The following is a 21,032-nucleotide window of genomic DNA, read 5'->3' as shown; positions in this document are numbered from 1 at the left end:
CACCCCCGTACGTCAGCCCGGGAACAGCCCCCGCGCCCGCAGGGACCAGCGCCGTTCGGCGTACGCCAGGTCGTCGCGCCACAGGCGGCCCGCCGCCGCCCGCATCGCCGGGCGGAGGAGGGGTGCCGTCAGGCGGGCCACGGCGAACCCCCGCCGGTCCGAACCGGCGACGACGGCCTCCACCACGGCGGTGCGCGGGCGCCGGGCGCCCGGCGGGGTCAGGGGCGTCGCGTGCGTCTCGACCACCGATCCCGTCCCCTCGCCCTCCGTGATCCGCATGACGACCGTCCGGGGGCCGGGTGCGGTGAACACGGCCCGGACGGGCACCACGACCCGGCCGGCCACCTTGAACGACACCTCCACCTCCAGCTCGTCGTCCTCCTCGGTCGGGGTGCGCAGCACCTCCAGGTCGACGAAGGAGTACGGGTGGAGCCAGGCGCCGTGCCAGGGGTCGAGCCGGTTGGCGACGACGTCCTCCGGCTCGCACGTCCCCACGCCCGTGTAGACGGCACCGACCGCCCCGGCCGCCGGCGGGCGTTCGGGCACGGAGGGCCGTTCCGTCGGGGTCTCGCCGCCCGCCCGGTCGAGCCGGACCCAGAGCAGCGTCCCGTCGTCGTGGACGGGCCACGGCGACCAGCCCGCGAAGGGGCCGCCGTCCAGGGCGAGTCCGTGCCAGTGGCAGATCAGCGTGCCGCACCGCACGACGCTGTCCTTCAGCGGCGCCCCCAGGTGCGGGCAGGCCCCCGGGCCCGCGTGGGGCGTCCCTTCCGCGTCGCGCCACAGGACCAGTTCGGTGCCCGCCACGGTCCGTCCGAGGGGCCGGCCGTCCTTGAGGTCGCGGCTGCCGCCGACGACGAACCAGTTGCCGGTGGGGCGGGCCCCGGCGCGGTCGAGCGCCTCGGCGATCAGGGCGGGCTTGGCCTCCCGCCACGTGGGCCGCTGCCGCTCCCAGGCGACGGCGTTCCGGCGCAGCCGCAACGGGATCTCCGGCTTCCGCATCGCGCTCACCGCTCGCCGCCTCCCGCCGTCCCCGTCGCCCGGGTCGTTTCCGTCGTCCGGGTCGTTTCCGTCGCCCGTACCGTTTCCGCCGCCGTTCTCGTGCGGTCGAGTTCGGCCCCGCTGCTCGCCCAGGTCCTGTGGACCTCCGCGCGCGGCACGGCCGGGACGGCGGGGGCCGTCCGGGCGCGGCCCGGCAGGGTGCGGGCGGCGAGGGCGCCCACCAGGCCGCGTGCCGCCACGGCCGCCCTGCGGCGGCGGCCGACGACCGCCCGGCGGTGCACCGCCGCGTACCCGTCCCGCTCGATGGCCGTCAGGATGTCCCGGTACAGCACGAAGGCGGCGCGGACGCAGGGCGCCGACACGGGGGCGAGCCGGGCGATGCCGGGCTCCGCCTCGCGGTAGACGCCCCGGGTCAGGGCGGCGGCGGCCCGCAGCGCGGCGGTGATCCGGGCGTCCCGGCAGCCGGTCATCCTGCTCCACGTCAGCAGCTCGGGGTCGACCCCGTACGCGGCGAGGAGGTCCAGGGGCAGGTAGACGCGCCCCCGGTCGAGGTCCTCGCCCACGTCCCGGAGGAAGTTGGTGAGCTGGAAGGCCCGGCCGAGCGCCGCCGCGTACGGCTCGGCCTCCGCGCGGGGGACGACGGTGCCGAGGACGGGGACCATCTGGAGCCCGATGACGGCCGCCGAGCCGTGCATGTAGGCGTGGAGGTCGGCGTACGTCGCGTACCGCTCGACCGTCAGGTCGCTGCGCATCGAGGTCAGGAAGTCGGTGAAGTGGCGCTCCGGGATGTGGTGGCGGGCGCGGGCGTCGGCAGCCGCCATCACCACCGGTTCGCGGACCTCCCCGCCCCGGACGGCGTGCCGCCACTGGCTCTCCAGGACGTCCAGGGCGGCGGAGCGCTCCTCCGTCGTCGCGTCGGTGCCCAGGTCGTCGACGATGTCGTCGGCGCGCCGCGCGAAGCCGTACAGCGCGTGGACGGCGGAGCGCCGGTCGACGGGCAGGAGGCGGGTGGCCAGGAAGTACGTCCTGCCGTGGCGGGCGTTCAGACGCCGGCAGGCGGTGTACGCGGCCCGCAGGCGGGGGTCGGTGACGCCGGCCGCGTCCAGCTCCCGGGCCGTCACCGTGCGGCCCCGCTCGTGCCGGGCACCCGGGTCCGGTCCGTCCCCGGTGGTGCGGGGCGCCGGCCGGGGCGGGCGGGTCCGCCGGTGATCCGGGCCGCCGCGAGCTTCCCGGAGAGGAGCACCGTGGGGACGCCGACGCCGGGGGTGGTGCCGCAGCCGGCGAGGACGGCGTTGGCCGTGCCCCGCACCAGGTTCCGGGGCCGGAAGGGGCCGGTCTGGGCGAAGGTGTGGGCGGCGGAGAAGGGGGTGCCGGCGGCGTGCCCCCGGGCCGTCCAGTCCGCCGGGGTCACCAGGGTCTCCTCCTCGATCGAGTCGCCGAATCCTTCCAGGCCCCGGCGTTCGAGCTCGCGGACGAGCGTGTCGCGGTAGCGCGGGCCGAGTTCGCCCCAGTGGGCGGCGTCCGGCCCGGTCCGGGTGTTCGGACAGGGGGCGAGGACGTAGTGCAGGTGGCGGCCGGGCGGGGCGAGTGAGGGGTCGGTGGCCGTGGGCCGGGTGACGAGCAGCGAGGGGTCGCTCATCAGGCGCCCCCGGTCGATCAGCTCGTGGAACGTGCCCTCCCACGCGGTCCCGAAGGAGAGCGTGTGGTGGGCGAGTTCGGGCCAGGTGCGGTCCGTCCCTGCGTGGATCACGACCGCGCTCGGGGAGTGTCTCAGCCGGAGGGCGCGGCGGGGTTCACGGCCGAGGAGGCCGTAGGTGACGGGCAGGTCCGGGGTGAGGACGACCGCGTCGCAGGGGATCCGGCCGTGCTCGGTGAGGACGGCGGTGACGCGCTCGCCCCGGCGTTCGAGCGTGGTGACCGGCTCGTCGTACCGGACCGTGCCGCCGGCCCGTACCACCGCGTCCGCCATGGCCGCCGGTACGGCGTGCATCCCGCCGCGCGGGAAGTACACCCCGGCGACCGTGTCCATGTAGGAGATCACCGCGTAGGCGGCGAGGGCCCGCGAGGGCGCCACGCCCGCGTACAGGGCCTGGAAGGAGAAGACGCGCCGCAGCCGCTCGTCCGCCAGGAAGCGGCCCACGGCCCGGTCGAGCCGGCCGAAGCCGCCGAGGGCGGCGAGCCGTGCGAGGTCGGGGTGGAGGAGCTGGACGGGGGAGTCGAAGTTGGCGTCGATGAAGCGGCGCATCTGGACCGCGTACAGCTCCTCCAGCCAGCGGCGCAGCCTGCCGTACCCGGCGGCCTCGCGGGGGCCGGCGAAGGCGGCGACCTCCGCCTCCATGGCGTCGGGGTCCGTGTGCACGTCGAGGCGGGTGCCGTCGGCGAACAGCGCCCGGTAGGCCGGGTGGAGGGGGACGAGGTCGACCCGTGCGCGCAGGGAGTCCCCGACCGCCCGGAAGGCGTCGTCGAGGATGTCGGGCATGGTGAGGACGGTCGGTCCGGTGTCCGCCCGGTAGCCGCCCAGGTCGAGACGGCCGGCGCGGCCGCCCGGGAGCGGTTCGCCCTCGACGACGGTCACCCGGCGTCCGGCGCCGAGCAGGTGGAGGGCGGCGGCGAGCCCGGCGAGCCCGGCACCCACCACGACGACGTGGTCCGTCGGTCCCGCGATCTTCTTCACCGGGCCTCCCCGATCAGGACGGGCGGGGTGGGCGGTACGGACGGCTCCGGTGGTGCGGGCGGTCCCGGTGGTACGGACGGCCCCGGTGGTGCGGTGGCGCGCCCGGGTTCCAGGCCGCACGCCGCCCCGAAGAGCCGTCCGATCCGGTCCGCCGCCTCCCGCGCGAGTCCGGCGCGCGCCACCGACTCCGCGCCCCGGGCGCACAGTTCCTCGACCCGCCGGGCGACCCGGTCCCGGGCGCCGCAGGAGACGAGCAGGTCGAGCACGCGGTCCACGTCCTCCTCGGCCGTACGGGCTCCACCGGTGACCCGTTCCAGGAGTCCGAGCCCGGCCCGGTCCCCCAGCTCGGCGCAGCGCTCCCCGGCGACGGCCAGGAGGTACGTCGCCTTCCCCTCCCGGATGTCCTCGCCGACCGGCTTCCCGGTGGCCGCCGGGTCGCCGAAGGCCCCCCGCACGTCGTCGTGGAGCTGGAAGGCGAGCCCGGCGGACCGTCCCGCCTCGCGGAGCGCGCGGACCGTGTCCCCGGAGGCTCCGGCCAGGGTCGCGCCCAGGGCCAGGGGGTGTCCCATCGAGTAGAGGGCGGTCTTCAGGACGGCCGTGCGCGCCGCCCGGTCGGCCGAGGCGTCGCCCGTGACCTGGGCGCGCAGGTCGAGGTACTGGCCCGCGACCATCTCGGTGCGCATCGCCCGCCAGACCCCGGCCGCCCGGGACGCCGACGGCAGCCCCGCGACGGACTCGGCGAAGGCGTCGTCGGCCCAGGCCAGGGCCAGGTCTCCGGCGAGGACGGCGGCGGCGCCGCCGAACGTGCCGCAGGGCAGGGCGCGCCGCCCCGTGCCGAACCGCGCGTCCAGCTGGACGTGCACGGCGGGGCGGCCCCGCCGCAGGGGCGAGCCGTCCATCACGTCGTCGTGGATCAGCGCGCACGTCTGGATCAGTTCGAGGGCGGCCGCGGTCCCCAGGGTCGCCGGGGTCTCGGGGGCCCCACCGCCGCTGCCCCGCATCGCCCACCACAGGAACTCGGCGCGCAGCCGCCTGCCGCCGCCCAGGGCGAAGGCGGCCACCCGGTCGGCGATGTCGGACGCGAAGTCCGGATCGGCCTCCGCCGCGTCCGCCGTCCGCTGCCGGAGGACGGCGGCGAGGTGGTCCTCGACGGCGGCCGGTACCCCCTCGTCTACCTGAAGTGGATCGGGCACGCGCATCGGTTCACCCCTCGCTCGCCGGGCGGCATCTCTTCGTCCTCACGGGTCATTCAGTACCGCCGACGGCATCGGATGCACCGTTCCTTGGGCCGCCCGGCCCAATCACCGCCCGCCGCCGCCCGCGCCCGCACCGGCGGCGGGCGACACTGCGGGTGAGACCCGATGCGGGAGCCCCCACGGAGGAGTGGTCCATGTCCCTGCTGCGAGACGCCGACCTCGCCCACGCCTTCGACCGCGCCTCGCGGTCCTACGACCGGATGACGTCCGCGAGCCCCGGCTACCACCGGCACCTGCTCCGCTCCGCCCGCCGCCTCGCCCTGCCCGACGGCGGCCGGGGGTGGTCGGTGCTCGACCTCGGCTGCGGTACGGGGGCGTCGACCCGGGCGTTGCTGCGGGCCGCGCCCGGGGCGTCCGTCACCGGGGTCGACGCGTCCGCCGGCATGCTCGACCGGGCACGGGGCAAGCCGTGGCCGCCCGGGGTCTCCTTCGTGCACGCGCCGGTGGAGGGCATGGCGGGGGCCGGGGTGCGCGGCCCGTACGACGCGGTCTTCGCCGCCTACCTCTTCCGCAACGTGGCGGATCCCGACGGGGTCCTCGACCGGGTGCGGGGCGTCCTGCGGCCGGGCGGGCGCCTGGTCGTCCACGAGTACGCCCTGGGCGGCCTGGCCGTCCACCGGGCGGTGTGGTCGGCGGTGATGCGCGCGGTCGTCCTGCCGTGGGGCCGCCGTCACGGGGACGGGGCGCTCTACCGGCACCTGTGGCACAGCGTCCTCGACTTCGACACGGCGCCCGCCTTCGCCGACCGTCTGCGCCGCGCGGGCTTCACGGACGTACGGGCGCTCCCGCAGCCGGGCTGGCAGACGGGCATCACCCACACGTTCACCGGGGTCGCGCCCTGAGAGGCGCCCGGCCGCCGGGGAAAGTACCGTCGCGGCACTGGTCGTGCTGCCAGGAGAAGTCGAGGCTCCCGGTGCGGGTGCGCTTGAGTTCGAAGAGGTCCGGGTGGGCGACCAGGGCGCGGAAGGCGCCGAAGTCCTTCCGCCTCCCCTCGTGGACGCGGGTCCCGTAGGCGGTGTAGAGGGGGCTCAGGATCTCCTCGCCGTGCTGTTCGGCGGCGGTCACCGCCACGCGCACCGGGCCGAGGGAGGCGTCGACGAGTTCCCGGTACCGGCCGGGCAGTTCGCCGCCCTCGTCGTGGAGGTGGAGGCTCATGATCCGGAAGCGGAGGTCGAGGTCCCGGTGGCGCTGACCTCCAGGATCCGGCGGGAGGCGATCCAGGCGAAGGGGCAGGCGGGGTCGAAGGAGAAGTCGATGGCGGTACGGGACGGAGTGCCGGTGCCGCCGGTACGGGTGTCCTCCGGACCGGTGGTGGTCATGGGGACGAATCCAGGCGGCGGTCGGCCCTCCCCGGTGGTCCATTCACCGTCCTCCGAAGTGGGCCGCTTCCCCGTCAGCCCTCCCGGGTCATCTCCACCAGCTTGAGGACCGTGTTCCAGTTGCGGGCGGTGACCACCAGCCCCTTGGAGAGGGACGGCCGGGACACGGCGTCCCCCAGCGCGGACCTGCCGAGGCCTTCGGGGACGTGGAGGTAGAGGACCCGGTCGCCGAGGGCGAAGGCCTCCGGGCGGTACGCCTCCTGGTCGATCGCCGCGAAGCGTTCCGCGTCGGGAGGGCCCGAGAAGTAGAGGGCGTGGAGCTGCTTGCCCTCGATCCCGGCGGTGGGGAACGGGCAGGCGTCGGCGACGGCGGCGAGATAGGCGCCGTCCCGGACGAGGCAGTCCACGCGGAAGCCGAACCGGCCCTCGATCGCGGCCTCGACCGCGGCCGTGAGCTCCTCCTCGGAGGCGTCCGCGCCGGTGGTGAAGACGGCGTTCCCGCTCTGGAGGTGGGTGCGGACGTTCCGGTGGCCGAGGCCCTCGAGGAGGGAACGGAGTTCCGGCATGGGGACCTTGCGGCGTCCGCTCACGTTGACGCCCCGGAGCAGCGCCGCGTATGTCTGCGTCATGGCCCCAACCTAAGGCCCGCCCCCGGCTCCGGTCGCGCTCCCGGGGGGAAGGGCCACCGCGCCTCGTGGGGGGCGGCACGGTGGCCGGTTCGAACACTGTCCCATGGAACGGGGCGGGAGAAGACCCTTCACCCTACTGTGACTTTTTCAACAAGGTTTCGTAATGGCGGGCCCCTCGCGAACCGTTCTTTTCCCCTGATAGCGGACGGGCGTCCGGTCGCCCGCCGCGCCGCCGGGGCGATCCGCGGGGCGGGCCGGACGGATGCGAGACTTCGACGCGAACGCACAGGTGAGGGAGAGGTCGATGGACGAGGCGCGGGCACGGGAGGTCATGGACGGGGCGGGGCTGCCGGCCGGGGAGGCCGAACTCCTCGCACTCGGGGAGAACGCGGTCTTCGCCGTGGGCGACCTGGTGGTGAAGGTCGGCCGGGACGCCGAGCTGCTCGGGCGGGCGGAGCGCGAGCTGGCGCTCGCCGCCTGGCTGGCGGCGGCCGGCGTCCCCGCCGTGCGGGCGGCGGAGGAGAGGCCCCGGCTCGTGGCGGGCCATCCGGTCACCCTCTGGCACCGGCTGCCCGGGGCGGTCCGGCCGCCCGAACCCCGGGACCTCGCCCCGCTGCTGCGGCGTGTCCACGCCCTGCCGGAGCCCGAGGGCTTCGCGCTCCCCCGCCGCGAGCTGCTCGGCGGCGTCGAGCGGTGGCTGCGGCTCGCGGGGGACGCGATCGACCCGGCGGACGCGGCGTTCCTGCGCGAGCGGCGCGACTCCTTCGCCCCGGCGGCGGCCGCCCTGACCCCGCGCCTGGCGCCGGGCCCGATCCACGGGGACGCCCTGCCCCGGAACGTCCACGTCGGCCCGGACGGCCCGGTCCTGGTCGACCTGGAGACCTTCTCCTCGGACCTGCGCGAGCACGACCTGGTCGTCCTGGCCCTGTCCCGCGACCGGTACGGCCTCGACCCGGCCGCGTACGACGCCTTCACCGAGGCGTACGGCTGGGACGTGCGGGAGTGGGAGGGCTGTGCGGTGCTGCGCGGGGCGCGGGAGACCGCGAGCTGTGCGTGGGTGGCGCAGCACGCGCCGACGAACCCGAAGGCCCTGGCGGAGTTCGAGCGCCGGGTGGCCTCGCTGCGGGACGGCGACCCCGAGGTGCGCTGGTACCCGTTCTGACGCCGGGTCCGTGGCGCCCGTCGGCCGAAGACGCCGTCGAAGTCGTCCGGCGGGCCGGGATCCGGCCGCCCGGGGCGCACCGGCGGGACGGCGCTCAGCGCGCGGGCACGACCGCGTCGCGCAGGGGCCACGCCGTGTCGACGACCGCCTCCGCGTTCCCCTTGCGGCGCAGGAAGGACTGGAAGTCCTCGGCCCAGGCGCGGTACCAGTCGATCTGGCGCGCGTGGAGCTCGGCCGGGTCGAGGTCGGCCACCCGGCGGTGCCGCTCGGCTATCGCGACGGCGACCCGGACGGCGGCGAGCGCGTCGGCCGCGGCCTCGTGGGCGGATTCGAGGACGACGCCGTACTCGCCGCAGACCGCCTCCAGGGTCCGCTTGCCGCGCCGGTAGCGGTCGACGGCGCGGTCGATGGTGTACGGGTCGACGACCGGGCCCGTCCCGGCCCCGCCGAGCCGCTCCTCCATCGGGGGCAGTCCGTGGCGGCGCAGCTCGGCGGCGAGGAGGGTGAGGTCGAAGGAGGCGTTGTACGCCACGACCGGGACGCCGTCCGCCCAGTACTCCGCGAGCGTCTTCGCGATCTCGTCGGCCACCTCGCGCACCGGCCGGCCCTCGGCCGTCGCGCGTTCGGTGGTGATGCCGTGGATCGCGGCGGCCTGGTCCGGGATGTCGACCCCCGGGTCGGCGAGCCAGTCCCGCCGCCGTGCGACGCGTCCCCCGCCCTCGACCTCCACGACCGAGGCCGTCACGATGCGGGCCTCCAGCGGATCGGTGCCGGTCGTCTCCAGATCGAAGCCGACCAGCGTCTCGCCGTGCCAAGCCATCGGGTCCTCCTTACGTAATCTCCCCCGTGGTACGACCACCCTCGCACGCGACACTGACAACCGCCCCGGGTGCCCCTGTCCCCCGGGGGGGTTCAGGAGACGGGCCGGGAGTCGAGCCAGATCGACTCGAACTCCTCCCGGTACGTCTCGAACAGACCGTGGTCCTCGTCGCGGGCCTGCCGGTCGTGGCGGACCACGTTCCGGCCGCCGCCGCGCAGCACCAGGACCGGGGCCTCCATGCCCCGGGCGCGGCGCAGGTAGGACTGGACGACGCCGACCCCGTCGGGGCCGTCGCCGTCCACCAGGTAGGCGGTGAAGCGGGGGGTCTCGTCGAAGACGTGGATCTGGAAGGCGCCCGGGTCGCGGAGTTCGGAGCGGACCCGGCGCATGTGCAGGATGTTCATCTCGACCGAGCGGCTCAGTTCGCCCTTCTTGAGGCCGAGTTCCCGCTCGCGCCGCTTGACGGCGCTGCTGGCGGGGTTGAGGAAGAGGAGCCGCGTCCGGCAGCCGGACTCGGCGAGGCGCACCATGCGGCGCCCGGAGAAGTTCTGCACGAGCAGGTTCAGGCCTATGCCGGTGGCGTCGAGGCGGCGGGCCCCGCCGAAGAGGTCCTCGGCGGGCAGCTGCCGCTGGAGCCGGACCCGGTCGGGGTGGACCTGCACCACGTCCGCGTACCGGTCGCCGACGAGGTCCTCGACGGCGTCCACGGGCAGCCGGTCGGCGGACGGGACCCCGGCCCCGCTGCCGAGGATCTCCAGGATGCGGGCGGAGGCCCGTTCGGACTGGGCGAGGACGGTCAGCGAGAGGGCGCGGTTGCGGGAGACCACGTTGCGCGTGACCTCCAGCTCGTCCAGGGCGAGCTCGACCTCGCGCCGGTCGTCGAAGTAGGGCTCGAAGCAGGGCCAGTGCTGGACCATCAGTTCGCGCAGCTGCGGGAGGGTCAGGAAGCTCAGCACGTTGTCGTCGGCCGGGTCGAGGAGGTAGCCCTTGCGCCGCGAGACCTCGCGCACGGCGACCGCGCGCTGCACCCACTCCTGGCCGGCCGGTCCGGCGGCGGCGACCACCCACTCCTCGCCGTGGACCGGTTCGTACACCGGTCGCAGGACGGCGGCGACGACGGCCCGCAGCCGCTGTTCGACGAGATTCAGCCAGATGTAGGCGCGGCCGGCGCGCTGGGCCCGGGTGCGGACCTCGCTCCAGGCCCCGGCGTCCCAGTCGAGCTCGGCCCCTATCTCCACGGGCCGGGCGACGGCGACCGTGCCGGGCGGCGCACCCGCGCCCGGCGGCGCGCCGGCCCCCGGGGGCGCGGCCGCTCCGGGCGGCGCCTCGGCGGGGCCGGCCGGACTCCCGTCCCGACCCGCGTCCCCTGGGGGCAGCTCCAGACCTCCCGAGCTCACCCGCGCACCGCCTTCTGCTCCTGGACACTCGTTTCGACCACTCCGGCAACGATCAAGGAAGGGTACTCCGGGAGCGGGAGGCGGTGCAGCAGGATCCCGGCCTCCTTCCTCAACTACCAAGGCGGAAGCGTCCGTTCCGTGGGGCGAGATCGGGTGGAGTGAGCGGATTCATAGCGGTTGCGCACCCGGGTGCCGACGGGGGTCCGCCGACGGGCCGGCGCCGGTCGCCGGCACCCGGCCGGGGCGACGCGGCGGAACCCGATGTTGACCCCGGGGGCGGTCCGTCCGGAGTCTCCCGACTTGCCCGTTCCCCCGACTGGCGGGATGCCATTTCGTACGTGTTTCCGCCCCTTCCCCCGCACGGTCGCCGGTCACCCGGCAGGACCGGGCGAAGTCCTAGGAGCCGGCGTCTCTTTCGGGCAGGATCTGGCCGAAGACCATCCAGAAAGACCCGGACAGAAGAGGAATAGTCGTATCCATGCAGGTCTGGCCGGGACAGGCGTACCCCTTGGGCGCCACCTACGACGGTGCGGGAACCAACTTCGCGGTCTTCTCGGAGGCCGCCCACAGGATCGAGCTGTGTCTGCTCAACGACGACGGCTCGGAGACGGCGGTGGAGCTGCGCGAGTCCGACGCGTTCGTGCGGCACGCCTATCTGCCGGGCGTGATGCCCGGACAGCGGTACGGCTTCCGGGTGCACGGCCCGTACGCCCCGGAGCAGGGGCTGCGCTGCAACCCGGCGAAGCTGCTGCTCGACCCCTACGCGCGCGCGATGTCGGGTCAGGTCGAGTGGAGCGAGGCGGTGTACGGCTACCCGTTCGGGAAGCCGGACGCGCGCAACGACCGGGACTCGGGCCCGCACACGATGGCCTCGGTCGTGGTCAACCCGTACTTCGACTGGGGCGACGACCGGCGCCCGCGCACCGAGTACCACCACACGGTGATCTACGAGGCCCATGTGAAGGGCCTGACGATGCTGCACCCGGACCTCCCCGAGGAGCTGCGGGGGACGTACGCGGGCCTGGCGCACCCGGCGGTGATCGGGCACCTGAAGGAGCTGGGGGTGACGGCGCTCGAACTGATGCCCGTCCACCAGTTCGTGAACGACCACCGGCTCGCGGACGCGGGGCTCTCGAACTACTGGGGCTACAACACGATCGGCTTCTTCGCCCCGCACAACGCGTACGCGTCCTGGGGCGACCGGGGCCAGCAGGTCCTGGAGTTCAAGTCGGCGGTCCGGGCGCTGCACCAGGCGGGCATCGAGGTCATCCTCGACGTGGTCTACAACCACACCGCCGAGGGCAACCACCTGGGTCCGACGCTCTCCTTCAAGGGCCTGGACAACCCTTCGTACTACCGGCTCGTGGACGACGCGCCCGCGCACTACTTCGACACGACCGGCACGGGCAACTCGCTGCTCATGCGGTCCCCGCACGTGCTCCAGATGATCATGGACAGCCTGCGGTACTGGGTGACCGAGATGCACGTGGACGGCTTCCGCTTCGACCTGGCGGCCACCCTGGCCCGCCAGTTCCACGAGGTGGACCGCCTGTCGTCCTTCTTCGACCTGGTGCAGCAGGACCCGGTGGTGAGCCAGGTGAAGCTGATCGCCGAGCCGTGGGACGTGGGCGAGGGCGGCTACCAGGTGGGGAACTTCCCGCCGCTGTGGACCGAGTGGAACGGCAAGTACCGGGACTGCGTGCGGGACCTGTGGCGGGGCGAGCCGCGCACGCTCGCCGAGTTCGCCTCCCGCCTGACCGGCTCCTCCGACCTGTACCAGGACGACGGCCGGCGGCCGCTCGCCTCGGTCAACTTCGTGACCTGCCACGACGGCTTCACCCTGCGCGACCTCGTCTCGTACAACGACAAGCACAACGAGGCGAACGGCGAGGAGAACCGGGACGGCGAGAGCCACAACCGCTCGTGGAACTGCGGGGCCGAGGGCGAGACCGAGGACATCGGGATCAAGGAGCTGCGCGCCCGCCAGATGCGCAACTTCCTCGCCACCCTGATGCTGTCGCAGGGCGTTCCCATGCTCAGCCACGGCGACGAGTTCGGGCGGACGCAGGGCGGCAACAACAACGCGTACTGCCAGGACAACGAGGTGTCCTGGGTGCAGTGGCCCAAGGAGAACAGCGAGGTGGAGGCGACCCTGCTCCGCTTCACCCGGGCGATGGTGCGGCTGCGCCGCGAGCACCCCGTCTTCCGGCGCCGCCGCTTCTTCCACGGGCGGCCGGTCGAGGGCACCCACGACGAGCTGACCGACATCGCCTGGTTCACGCCCGAGGGCGAGGAGATGACCTCCCGGGACTGGCAGGCGGCGCACGCCAAGGCGCTGACCGTCTTCCTCAACGGGAACGCGATCTCGGAACCGGGCACGCAGGGCGAGCGGATCGCCGACGACTCCTTCCTGCTGATGTTCAACGCCTCGTCGAAGGAGCTGGAGTTCTCGGTGCCGGACAGCCACGGCCACTCCTGGCACACGGTGGTGGACACCTCCGACCCGCAGGGCATGCCGCCGCACCAGGGGCCGGAGCTGGCGGGCGGCGAGCGGGTGACGCTCGCGCCGCTCAGCCTGACCGTGCTGCGCCGGCCGGTCTGAGCACGGCCTCCGGACCACGGCCCCGCCGGGCGACCGGCGGGGCCGTTCGGCGTCATCCTTTCGGGGGAATCCGGGGCGGTGGGCACGGGCGGACGCGGAGGCGATGACACAGAAGCCCTCCAGCCGGGTACGTACGTTCGCATGACCTCCTTTCCGGCCCGTTCCCCGCTCCAGCGCCTCACCGCCCTGCCGACCGCCACCTACCGGCTCCAGCTCCAGCCGGACTTCCCGTTCGCGGCCGCCGAGCGCGCCGTGCCGCACCTGGCCGGTCTCGGGGTCTCCCATCTGCACCTCTCCCCCGTCCTGGAGGCGGTGCCCGGCTCGGCCCACGGCTACGACGTCACCGACCACCGGTCCGTACGGGCCGAACTGGGCGGCGAGGAGGGGCTGCGGTCCCTGGCCGCGACCGCGCGGGCCCACGGGCTCGGCCTGGTCGTGGACCTGGTGCCCAACCACATGGCGGCCTCCCCCGTCCACAACCACGCGCTGCGCGCCGTGCTCCGCGACGGCCCGGACTCGCCGTACGCCCGCTGGTTCGACGTGGACTGGCGGGCCGGGGACGGCCGGCTGCTGCTCCCGGTGCTGCCCGCGCGGCTCCCGGAGGTGCGGGACCGGTTCCGGGTCTCCGGCGGGGCGCTGCGTCTGGACGGGCAGGAGTTCCCGCTGCGCCCCGGCACGGAGGGGCTGCCGTTGGACGAGCTGCTCGACGCCCAGTGGTACCGGCTCGCCTGGTGGCGCCTCGCCCGCACCGAGCTGAACTACCGGCGCTTCTTCACCGTCTCCGACCTCATCGGGGTGCGGATGGAGGAGCCCGGGGTCTTCGAGGCCACCCACGCGAAGATCGTGGAACTGGTCGCGGACGGGGTGGTCGAGGGGCTGCGCATCGACCACCCGGACGGCCTCGCGGACCCGCAGGGCTATCTGGAGGACCTGGCGGAGGCGACCGGCGGACGCTGCTGGACGGTGGTGGAGAAGATCCTCACCGGTGCGGAGGAGCTGCCGGACTCCTGGCCGGTGGCGGGCACCACGGGGTACGACGCGCTGCGGCGGCTCGACGGGGTGTTCACCGACCCCGTGGGCGCCGACACGCTCGCCGAGCTGTACCGGGGGTTCGTCGGCAAGGCCGCCGACCGGGGCGGACGCTGGGAGGCGACCGAGCGGCGCGCCGCGTACGAGGTGGTGGGGCACGACCTGGCCGCCGAGACGGCCGTGCTCACCCGGATCGCGGAGCGGATCTGCGCCGCCGACCCCGCCCTGCGGGACCACGCGCCCTGGGCGCTGCGCACCGCGATCCGGGAGCTCCTGGTCCGGGTGCCGGTCTACCGGACCTACCGGACCGGCGGCGAGGAGGTGATCACTCCGGAGGCGGCGCGCGGCGCGAAGGCCGCGTTCGCGGTGGCGGAGGAGGCGGCGGCGGTCGACCTCGTGCGGGACCTCGCGCTCGGCCTGCGGGGCGACGGGCCCGGGCACCGGGCGTTCCGGGCCCGGTTCGCCCAGACCTCCTCGGCGCTGCGGGCCAAGTCCGTGGAGGACACGGCCTTCTACCGGTACACGCCGCTGCTCTCGGCGAACGAGGTGGGCGGCGACGCGGGACGCCCGGCGGTGCCGGTGGAGGAGTTCCACGCGTACTGCCTGCGGATCGCCCGGGACTGGCCGGCCACGGGCACGGTCCTCTCGACCCACGACACCAAGCGGAGCGCGGACGTGCGGGCCGCGATCGCGGTCCTCGCCCAGTGCCCGGAGGTGTGGACGGAGCTGCTCGGGGAGGTGGCGGGGGTGCCCGCGCCGGACCAGCACCTGGCGTGGACGGCCTGGCAGACGGCCTTCGGCCTCGGCACGCCGGACGCGGACCGGCTGGTGCCCGCGCTCCTCAAGTCCGTGCGGGAGGCGGGACTCAGGACCAGCTGGACCGAGCCGGACGAGGAGTACGAGCGGGCGGTGGCGGAGTTCACGGCGGCCGGGCCCGGCCGGATCCCGCTCCGGTCGGCCTCGGAGGCGGCCTTCGCCCTGGAGCCGCACATCCGGGCGCACGCACTGGGCGCGCTGCTCGCGCAGCTCACGATGCCGGGGGTGCCGGAGCTGTACCAGAACACGGAGCGGGAGTACCGGGCGCTCGTCGACCCGGACAACCGGGCTCCGTTCGCGCCCGGTCCGGACGACGACCGGACGGCCCTGGTCCGGGCGGCGCTGCGGCTGCGGCGGGAGCGCCCGGGGGCCTTCGGGCCGGGCGGCGCGTACGTGCCGCTGGCGGCCGGGGGTCCGGCCGCCGGGCACTGCCTGGCCTTCGCCCGCGGGGGCGAGGTGGTGACGGCGGTGACCCGGCTCTCGCTGCGGCTCGCGGAGACGGGCGGCTGGCAGGACACGGAGCTGGTGCTTCCGGAGGGCCGCTGGGCCGACGTCCTGGACGGGGTGCGGGAGTTCACCGGCGGTCCGGCGACGGAGCTGAAGCTGGCGGAGCTCTTCGAGGAGCGGCCGGTGGCGCTGCTCGCGCGGATCCCGGACGGTGAGGGATGAGGAGGGGGTGACGAAGGGGGAGGGACGCGGTCCGCGCCCCTCCCCCCAGGTGCGCGGGTCAGGAGCGGCCGGCCCGCGTGACCTCGCACTTGGTGTACTCGGAGCCGTCACCGGTGCCGGGGTACGGGGTGGTCAGGTCGACGCTCTTGGTGGCGCCCGCCGCGACCGCGATGTCGTTCGTGGTCGCGGTCGCCGAGGTGGCGGAGGTGCCCTTGAACTTCAGCGTGACGTCGTAGTCGTAGTCGAGCACGCCGTCGTTCTTGATCGTGATGCGCGCGGTGAGGTTCTTGGTCGCCGCGTCGTAGGCGCACGTGTCGATGGTGATGTCGCGCAGGGCCTTGTTCGCGCTGCTGGAACCGCCGGACACGGAACCGCCGGAGGTGCCGTTGTCGTCGTTGTCGTGGTGGCTGCCGCTGCCGCCGCCGGAGCTGCTGGAGCCGGAGCTGCTGTGGTTGTCGCAGCCGCCACCGCCCGAGCCGCGGGCACCGGTCAGCGCGACGAGCGCGATGCCGAAGACGGCGAGCGCGCGGACATGACGCATCTTCATGTTTCAAACCCCGTTGAAAGTGGTAATGAATACGGCTCGCTTGACGAGCGCACGTCACCCTAGCAGCGGCGGCGGGGTCACGCCTCAGCCTCCCGGACGGACGATCAGGGTGCGCGGGGCACGGGTGATGAGCCCCGCGGGGGTGGGCCGGAAGCCGTCGGCGAGGCGCAGTCGGGGCATCTCCGCGAAGAGGGCCCGCAGGGCGTACTCGGCCTCGATGCCGGCCAGGAGGACGGCCGGGCAGAAGCCGGATCCGTAGGTGAGCTGGCCCGGGTCGTCGCGGAACGGGTCGAAGCGGTCGGGCTCCCGGAAGCGCTCCGGATCCCGGCCCGCCGAGCCGACGAGGAGCGCGACGGACGCGCCCGCCGGGACGATGCCGCCGCTCACCGGCACCTCGGCGGCGGTGCGGCGCACCGCGATCTGCACGGGCGGGTCGCGGCGCAGCGACTCGGTCCAGGCGCGGGCCACGAGCGCGGCGGGCGCGTCCCGGAGGGCGGCGACCTGGTCGGGGTCGGAGAGGACGTTGCCGAGGAAGGAGGCGAGCGCCTTCTCCCGTACGGCGATCTGGGTGCCGCACTCCCCCGCGAGCGCCCCGGCCGCACGGCCCCGTACGAGCCGCATCACGTCCCGGTAGGGGACGCCGACGGCGGCGGCGACGGTTCCGGCGGGCAGCCAGTGGCAGAAGTCGGCGACCAGGTCGGCCTGCGGCCGCTCGGCGATCCGGCGGGCGAGGACGTACGCGGTGCGTTCGGTGACGGACCGCAGCACGGCCGTGTCGACGTCGACGTGGGCGCGGGCGCACGGCGGGTCGCCGGGGCGGTGCCCGTGGGTGAAGCGGTTGTCGGTGAGGGCGGCGGCCACGTCCGCGTACCGGCTGAGGACCCAGGCCCGCAGCAGCGGGTCGTAGGTCAGCGGGAACTCCTCGCGGAGCCTGCGGTGGATGCCGTGCGGGTCCTGCGAGGCGCCCGGGTCGAGGGGGCTCGGCGCGACGGTCCGCCCGCCGGCGGCGGCCGGGGAGGGGGCGGTGCGCACACGGCCGGGGAGGGGCGCGCCGCCCCGCCCGGTCCGTACGGGGGAGGCGCCACGGCCCTGCCCCGTCCCCGACGGGGCGGCGGCCGAGGGGGCGGCCGGGTTCATGACCGGCAGCCGGGTCCAGGCCCCACCGGTCCCTTCCGGGCGGCCGCCACGGGGATCCCGGTCTTCCGGCCGGTCGTCGCGGACGCCGTGGTTTTCCGGGCGACCGTCACGGACACCCCGGCTTTCCGGCCGGTCGTCGTGGCTGTCCCGGCCTTCCGGCCGGTCGTCGTGGATGCCTCGGGTCGGTTCGGCGGTCATCGCGCCCCCTGCTCGGTCGGCGGTGGGTGCCGCGGGCCGGAGAACGTGGCGCGCGTCCGGACCAAGCCCACCATCCGGGGGACCTCGGCGCCCACTCACGTACCGCCGAACAGGTGAACCTTCCGGCGCGTTCAGCCGTACTCGGCAGTGCTCAGTGGTGGGAGAGGCGGAACGCCATCTGGCCGAAGCCGACCACGTCCCCGGGCCGCACCACCACCGCGCCCGCGACCCGGCGCCCGTTGACGGTGGTGCCGTTCGTCGAGCCGAGGTCGCGCAGCACCCACGTCCCGCCCTGGAGCGAGAGTTCGGCGTGCAGCCGGGAGGCCGTCTCGTGGCTGAGCCGCAGCCCGTTGACCGGGTCGCGGCCTATCCGCAGCGGGTACGGCCCGGGGTGCGGAAGCAGCAGTTTCGGCAGCCGTTCCGCGTGCCAGGCGCGTCCGAGCTTCGCCGTGAACGCGGACATCCGCTCCACCGCGCCCACCACCCGCCGGGCCCAGGTCCCCTCGGTCCTCAGGTCGGCGACGAGCAGGTCGAGTTCGTCCGGCCGGCGGGCCTGGAGCGCGCACTCCATCCGGAAGAGGAAGGTGTCGTGGGAGAGGCGGCCCTGCGCGGCGCCCTCGCGGAGCAGCCCCAGCGCGCGGTCCCGCTCGGCGTCGGTCAGCCGGGGGGAGTTCGCCGGAAGCTCGAAAGGGGTCGTCACACCCGAGATTGTCGGCCCGCCGGGCCCGAAGTGTCCAGAAGGGTCCCGGAACCGGGGCCCGGGCTCCACGGAGGCCGCCACCGGGGCCCGCCGGAAACCCCTTATCCCTCTTCCAAGATCACTGCTACGGTCGCCCGGCACCACCACCGAACTCCCCGGGAGAACACCGCACGTGATCGCGATACGCCCGCTCGCGGGACCGCAGGAGCTGGACCTCTTCCTCCGCCTCGCCTACTCGCTCGACCACGAGCTCGCCGACGACCTCGCCACCGGCCGCCGCCTCCCGGAGTGGATGTGGGTGGCCCTGGACGGCGACCGGCTCCTCGGCCGGATCGCCTGGTGGACCCACGCGGCGGGCGCCGAACCGCAGGCGCTCGACTTCTTCGACCTGGCGCCGGAGCTGTCCGACGAGGAACGCGCCGACGTCGGCCTGCGGCTCCTGGAGACGGCGACGGCGGCGGTCGTCCCGGCGGGGACGCGGCGCCCCGAGTACGGGCGGTTCCTCCCCCCCGACTGGCGCGAGGTCCCGGAGACCCGCGCGTACCTGGAGTCGCTCTTCGCCGTCCTGGAGCGCTCCGGCGCCCGTCCCCTCGTGGAGCGGCTGCGCCTGGAGTGGCGGCCCGGCACCCCCGTACCGGAGCCGAAGGGGCGCCTGGAGTTCCGTCCGGTGCGGGACCGCGAGGACCTCGTCTCCCTGATGGTCCCGGTGCTCGACGGCACCCTCGACGCGCACGGGCGGGCCGATCTGGAGTCCGGGCTCTCGGCGCGGGAGGTGGCGGAGCGGCACTACGACGGGGAGTTCGCCCACTACTCCTCGCCCCGCGCGTGGTGGCGGGTGGCGCTGCTGCCGGAGACCGGCGAGCCGGTCGGGTTCGTCGTGCCCGCCCGGAACAACTACCACCACACGATCGCGTACGTCGGTGTGCTGCCCGCCCACCGGGGGCACGGTTACGTCGACGACGTCCTGGCGGAGGGGACCCGGATCCTGGCCGCCGCCGACGTGCCCCGGATCCGGGCGGCCACGGACCTGGGGAACGTGCCGATGGCGGCCGCGTTCGCCCGTACGGGCTACGACACGTTCGAGCGCGCGATCAACCACACGTGGGACGCGCCGGGCACGCCGGGGTCCTGACTGCCAGGATGGTCGCGGTGACCGGCCGTGACCACCGCACGGCCGACTGGTTCCGACGACGAGGGGATTCCCGTGCTCTTCGAGGTGTGGGCGCCGAACGCCCGTGACCGGGTGACGCTGGAGCTGAACGGCACCGGCCACCCCCTGGAGCGGGACGCCGAGCGGGACGGCTGGTGGACGGGCGTGGCGCCCGCAGGGGACGGCGACCGGTACGGCTTCGCCGTGGACGACGGGCCCGTGCTGCCCGACCCCCGCTCCCGCAGACTGCCCGACGGGCCCGACGGCCGGAGCGCGGTCGTCGACCACTCCGCGTACGCCTGGCGGAACGAGTCCCCGGAGCTGCGGCTGCGCGGCGGCGTCCTGTACGAGCTGCACGTGGGCACCTTCACCCCCGAGGGCACGCTCGACGCGGCGGCCGGGCGCCTCGGGGAGCTGGCGGGCCTCGGCATCACCCATGTGGAGCTGATGCCGCTGTGCCCGTTCCCCGGGACGTGGGGCTGGGGGTACGACGGGGTGGCGCCGTGGGCGGTGCACGAGCCGTACGGCGGTCCCGAGGCGCTGAAGCGGTTCGTGGACGCGGCCCACGGGCTCGGCATGGGCGTGGTCCTCGACGTGGTCCACAACCACCTGGGGCCCTCCGGCAACCACCTGCCCGCCTTCGGGCCGTACTTCACGGACGCCCACCACACCCCGTGGGGCTCGGCGGTGAACCTGGACGCGGCCGGTTCGGACGAGGTGCGGGCGTACTTCCTGGGGAGCGCGCTCGCCTGGCTGCGGGACTACCGGATCGACGGGCTGCGGCTCGACGCGGTGCACGCGCTCGCGGACACGCGGGCGCTGACGTTCCTGGAGGAGCTGTCGGCGGCCGTGGACGAGCTGGCGCGGGAGCAGGGCCGCGAGCACTTCCTGATCGCCGAGTCCGACATGGGCGACCCCCGCACGACCACGCCGCGCGCGCTGGGCGGCGTCGGGCTCCACGCCCAGTGGAACGACGACTTCCACCACGCCCTGCACACCGCCCTGACCGGCGAGTCGCAGGGCTATTACGCCGACTTCGCACGGGCGCCGATCGCCGCGCTGGCCAAGACGCTCACGCACGTCTTCTTCCACGACGGCACGTACTCCACCTTCCGGGGCCGCCACCACGGGCGGCCGGTGGACCGGGAGCGGACCCCCGCCCACCGCTTCCTGGGGTACGCGCAGACGCACGACCAGATCGGCAACCGGGCCCTCGGGGACCGCCTCTCGGCCTCGGTCTCCCCCGGCCTGCTCGCCTGCGCGGCGGCCCTGGTCCTGACCGGGCCCTCGGTGCCGATGCTGTTCATGGGCGAGGAGTGGGGGGCGACGACCCCCTGGCAGTACTTCACCGACCACACCGACCCGGAGCTCGCGGAGGCCGTGCGGCGGGGGCGGCGGCGGGAGTTCGCGGAGCACGGCTGGGACGAGAGCGAGGTCCCCGACCCGCAGGACCGGGCCACCCGGGACCGCTCGGTCCTGAACCGCGCCGAGCGCGAGGAGGACCCGCACCGGCGGCTGCTCGCCTGGCACCGGGAGCTGATCGCGCTGCGCCGCACCCTGCCGGACCTGACGGACCCGGACCTGGGGAGCGTGAAGGTCGCCCACGACGAGGAGGACCGCTGGCTGGTCTTCCGGCGCGGGGACCTGCGGGTGGTGGTGAACCTGGGCAAGGAGCCGGCGGTGATCCCGCTCGGCTCCAACGGCCGGGACCGGGTCCTGGCGTCCTGGGAGCCGGTCGACCCGCCGGCGGCGGACGGGGTCCTGCGGGTGCCGGCGGAGTCCGCGGTGGTCCTGTCGGACGGCTGACCGCCCGCCGGGCGGTCTCAGTCCGACGGCCGTCCGCGCCAGTCGAGGCAGACCACCATGGCGTCGTCGTCGGGGTCGATGACGCCGCGGTGGCCGGCCAGTTCCTGGAGCACGGCGCGGGG

Annotated in this window: 16 protein-coding genes and 1 pseudogene; 6 read left to right on the top strand and 11 right to left on the bottom strand. The window is 75.0% G+C overall.

Features of this window, described 5'->3' with window-relative positions; all coding sequences use genetic code 11:
* Nucleotides 1-12 precede the first annotated feature (12 nt).
* The 4 genes from ACFY7E_RS32050 to ACFY7E_RS32035 are packed head-to-tail and all read right to left on the bottom strand — an operon-like array spanning nt 13 to nt 4,872.
* On the bottom strand, nt 13-999 hold the full coding sequence (locus tag ACFY7E_RS32050; RefSeq protein WP_389491198.1) for a DUF5914 domain-containing protein: 987 nt from the start codon (nt 997-999) through the stop codon (nt 13-15).
* 5 nt (nt 1,000-1,004) lie between these two features.
* Nucleotides 1,005-2,120 carry a phytoene/squalene synthase family protein gene (locus tag ACFY7E_RS32045; protein WP_389491176.1) on the bottom strand — a complete coding sequence of 372 codons (1,116 nt, stop codon included), beginning with the start codon at nt 2,118-2,120 and terminating at the stop codon, nt 1,005-1,007.
* The gene (crtI, locus tag ACFY7E_RS32040) at nt 2,117-3,673 is read right to left on the bottom strand and encodes a phytoene desaturase family protein (protein ID WP_389491174.1); all 1,557 of its coding nucleotides are present in this window, start codon (nt 3,671-3,673) and stop codon (nt 2,117-2,119) included. Before crtI ends, ACFY7E_RS32045 begins: the two co-directional genes overlap by 4 nt.
* The gene (locus ACFY7E_RS32035) at nt 3,670-4,872 is read right to left on the bottom strand and encodes a polyprenyl synthetase family protein (protein ID WP_389491172.1); all 1,203 of its coding nucleotides are present in this window, start codon (nt 4,870-4,872) and stop codon (nt 3,670-3,672) included. The genes crtI and ACFY7E_RS32035 overlap by 4 nt, the downstream gene beginning before the upstream one ends.
* Nucleotides 4,873-5,063: 191 nt before the next feature.
* Between ACFY7E_RS32035 and ACFY7E_RS32030 the strand changes: the two genes are divergently transcribed.
* Nucleotides 5,064-5,771: a methyltransferase domain-containing protein gene (locus ACFY7E_RS32030; RefSeq protein ID WP_389491170.1), complete on the top strand. Its 708-nt coding sequence runs from the start codon at nt 5,064-5,066 to the stop codon at nt 5,769-5,771.
* A gap of 124 nt (nt 5,772-5,895) precedes the next feature.
* On the opposite strand, the pseudogene ACFY7E_RS32025 reads toward ACFY7E_RS32030, so the two are convergent.
* Nucleotides 5,896-6,248 (bottom strand): annotated as a pseudogene (locus ACFY7E_RS32025) (disulfide bond formation protein DsbA); the annotation flags it as partial.
* A 74-nt stretch (nt 6,249-6,322) separates the two neighbouring features.
* The gene (locus ACFY7E_RS32020; RefSeq protein ID WP_389491168.1) at nt 6,323-6,877 is read right to left on the bottom strand and encodes a DUF1697 domain-containing protein; all 555 of its coding nucleotides are present in this window, start codon (nt 6,875-6,877) and stop codon (nt 6,323-6,325) included.
* Nucleotides 6,878-7,181: 304 nt separating this feature from the next.
* Here ACFY7E_RS32020 and ACFY7E_RS32015 point away from each other — a divergent pair, with 304 nt between their 5' ends.
* Nucleotides 7,182-8,039, top strand: coding sequence for a phosphotransferase enzyme family protein (locus ACFY7E_RS32015; RefSeq protein WP_389491166.1), 858 nt, complete (start codon nt 7,182-7,184; stop codon nt 8,037-8,039).
* A gap of 94 nt (nt 8,040-8,133) precedes the next feature.
* Here the strand turns inward: ACFY7E_RS32015 and ACFY7E_RS32010 are convergent, their stop codons facing one another.
* Both ACFY7E_RS32010 and ACFY7E_RS32005 read right to left on the bottom strand, forming a co-directional pair.
* On the bottom strand, nt 8,134-8,859 hold the full coding sequence (locus ACFY7E_RS32010) for a 3'-5' exonuclease (protein WP_389491164.1): 726 nt from the start codon (nt 8,857-8,859) through the stop codon (nt 8,134-8,136).
* Between the two features lie 92 nt (nt 8,860-8,951).
* On the bottom strand, nt 8,952-10,256 hold the full coding sequence (locus tag ACFY7E_RS32005) for an SAV2148 family HEPN domain-containing protein (protein WP_389491162.1): 1,305 nt from the start codon (nt 10,254-10,256) through the stop codon (nt 8,952-8,954).
* Between the two features lie 478 nt (nt 10,257-10,734).
* Here ACFY7E_RS32005 and glgX point away from each other — a divergent pair, with 478 nt between their 5' ends.
* Both glgX and treY read left to right on the top strand, forming a co-directional pair.
* On the top strand, nt 10,735-12,858 hold the full coding sequence (gene glgX, locus ACFY7E_RS32000) for a glycogen debranching protein GlgX (protein ID WP_389491160.1): 2,124 nt from the start codon (nt 10,735-10,737) through the stop codon (nt 12,856-12,858).
* A gap of 141 nt (nt 12,859-12,999) precedes the next feature.
* Nucleotides 13,000-15,372, top strand: a complete 2,373-nt coding sequence (gene treY / locus ACFY7E_RS31995) for a malto-oligosyltrehalose synthase (protein ID WP_389491158.1) — start codon at nt 13,000-13,002, stop codon at nt 15,370-15,372.
* Nucleotides 15,373-15,430: 58 nt separating this feature from the next.
* On the opposite strand, the gene ACFY7E_RS31990 is transcribed toward treY, so the two are convergent.
* From ACFY7E_RS31990 to ACFY7E_RS31980, 3 genes are all read right to left on the bottom strand, one after another.
* Nucleotides 15,431-15,919, bottom strand: coding sequence for a hypothetical protein (locus tag ACFY7E_RS31990; RefSeq protein WP_389491156.1), 489 nt, complete (start codon nt 15,917-15,919; stop codon nt 15,431-15,433).
* Nucleotides 15,920-16,003: 84 nt separating this feature from the next.
* Nucleotides 16,004-17,056: a cytochrome P450 gene (locus ACFY7E_RS31985; RefSeq protein ID WP_389491154.1), complete on the bottom strand. Its 1,053-nt coding sequence runs from the start codon at nt 17,054-17,056 to the stop codon at nt 16,004-16,006.
* A 349-nt stretch (nt 17,057-17,405) separates the two neighbouring features.
* Nucleotides 17,406-17,954: an FHA domain-containing protein gene (locus ACFY7E_RS31980; protein ID WP_389491152.1), complete on the bottom strand. Its 549-nt coding sequence runs from the start codon at nt 17,952-17,954 to the stop codon at nt 17,406-17,408.
* Between the two features lie 175 nt (nt 17,955-18,129).
* Between ACFY7E_RS31980 and ACFY7E_RS31975 the strand changes: the two genes are divergently transcribed.
* Entirely contained in the window at nt 18,130-19,086 is a 957-nt protein-coding gene (locus tag ACFY7E_RS31975) for a GNAT family N-acetyltransferase (RefSeq protein ID WP_389491196.1), read from the top strand.
* Between the two features lie 72 nt (nt 19,087-19,158).
* Entirely contained in the window at nt 19,159-20,910 is a 1,752-nt protein-coding gene (gene treZ, locus ACFY7E_RS31970; protein WP_389491194.1) for a malto-oligosyltrehalose trehalohydrolase, read from the top strand.
* Nucleotides 20,911-21,032 lie beyond the last annotated feature (122 nt).

The sequence above is a fragment of the Streptomyces sp. NPDC012825 genome (assembly GCF_042900925.1).
GTDB lineage: Bacteria > Actinomycetota > Actinomycetes > Streptomycetales > Streptomycetaceae > Streptomyces.
Note: the sequence above shows the minus strand (reverse complement) of the source record. Positions and strands in the feature narration are given on the sequence as shown.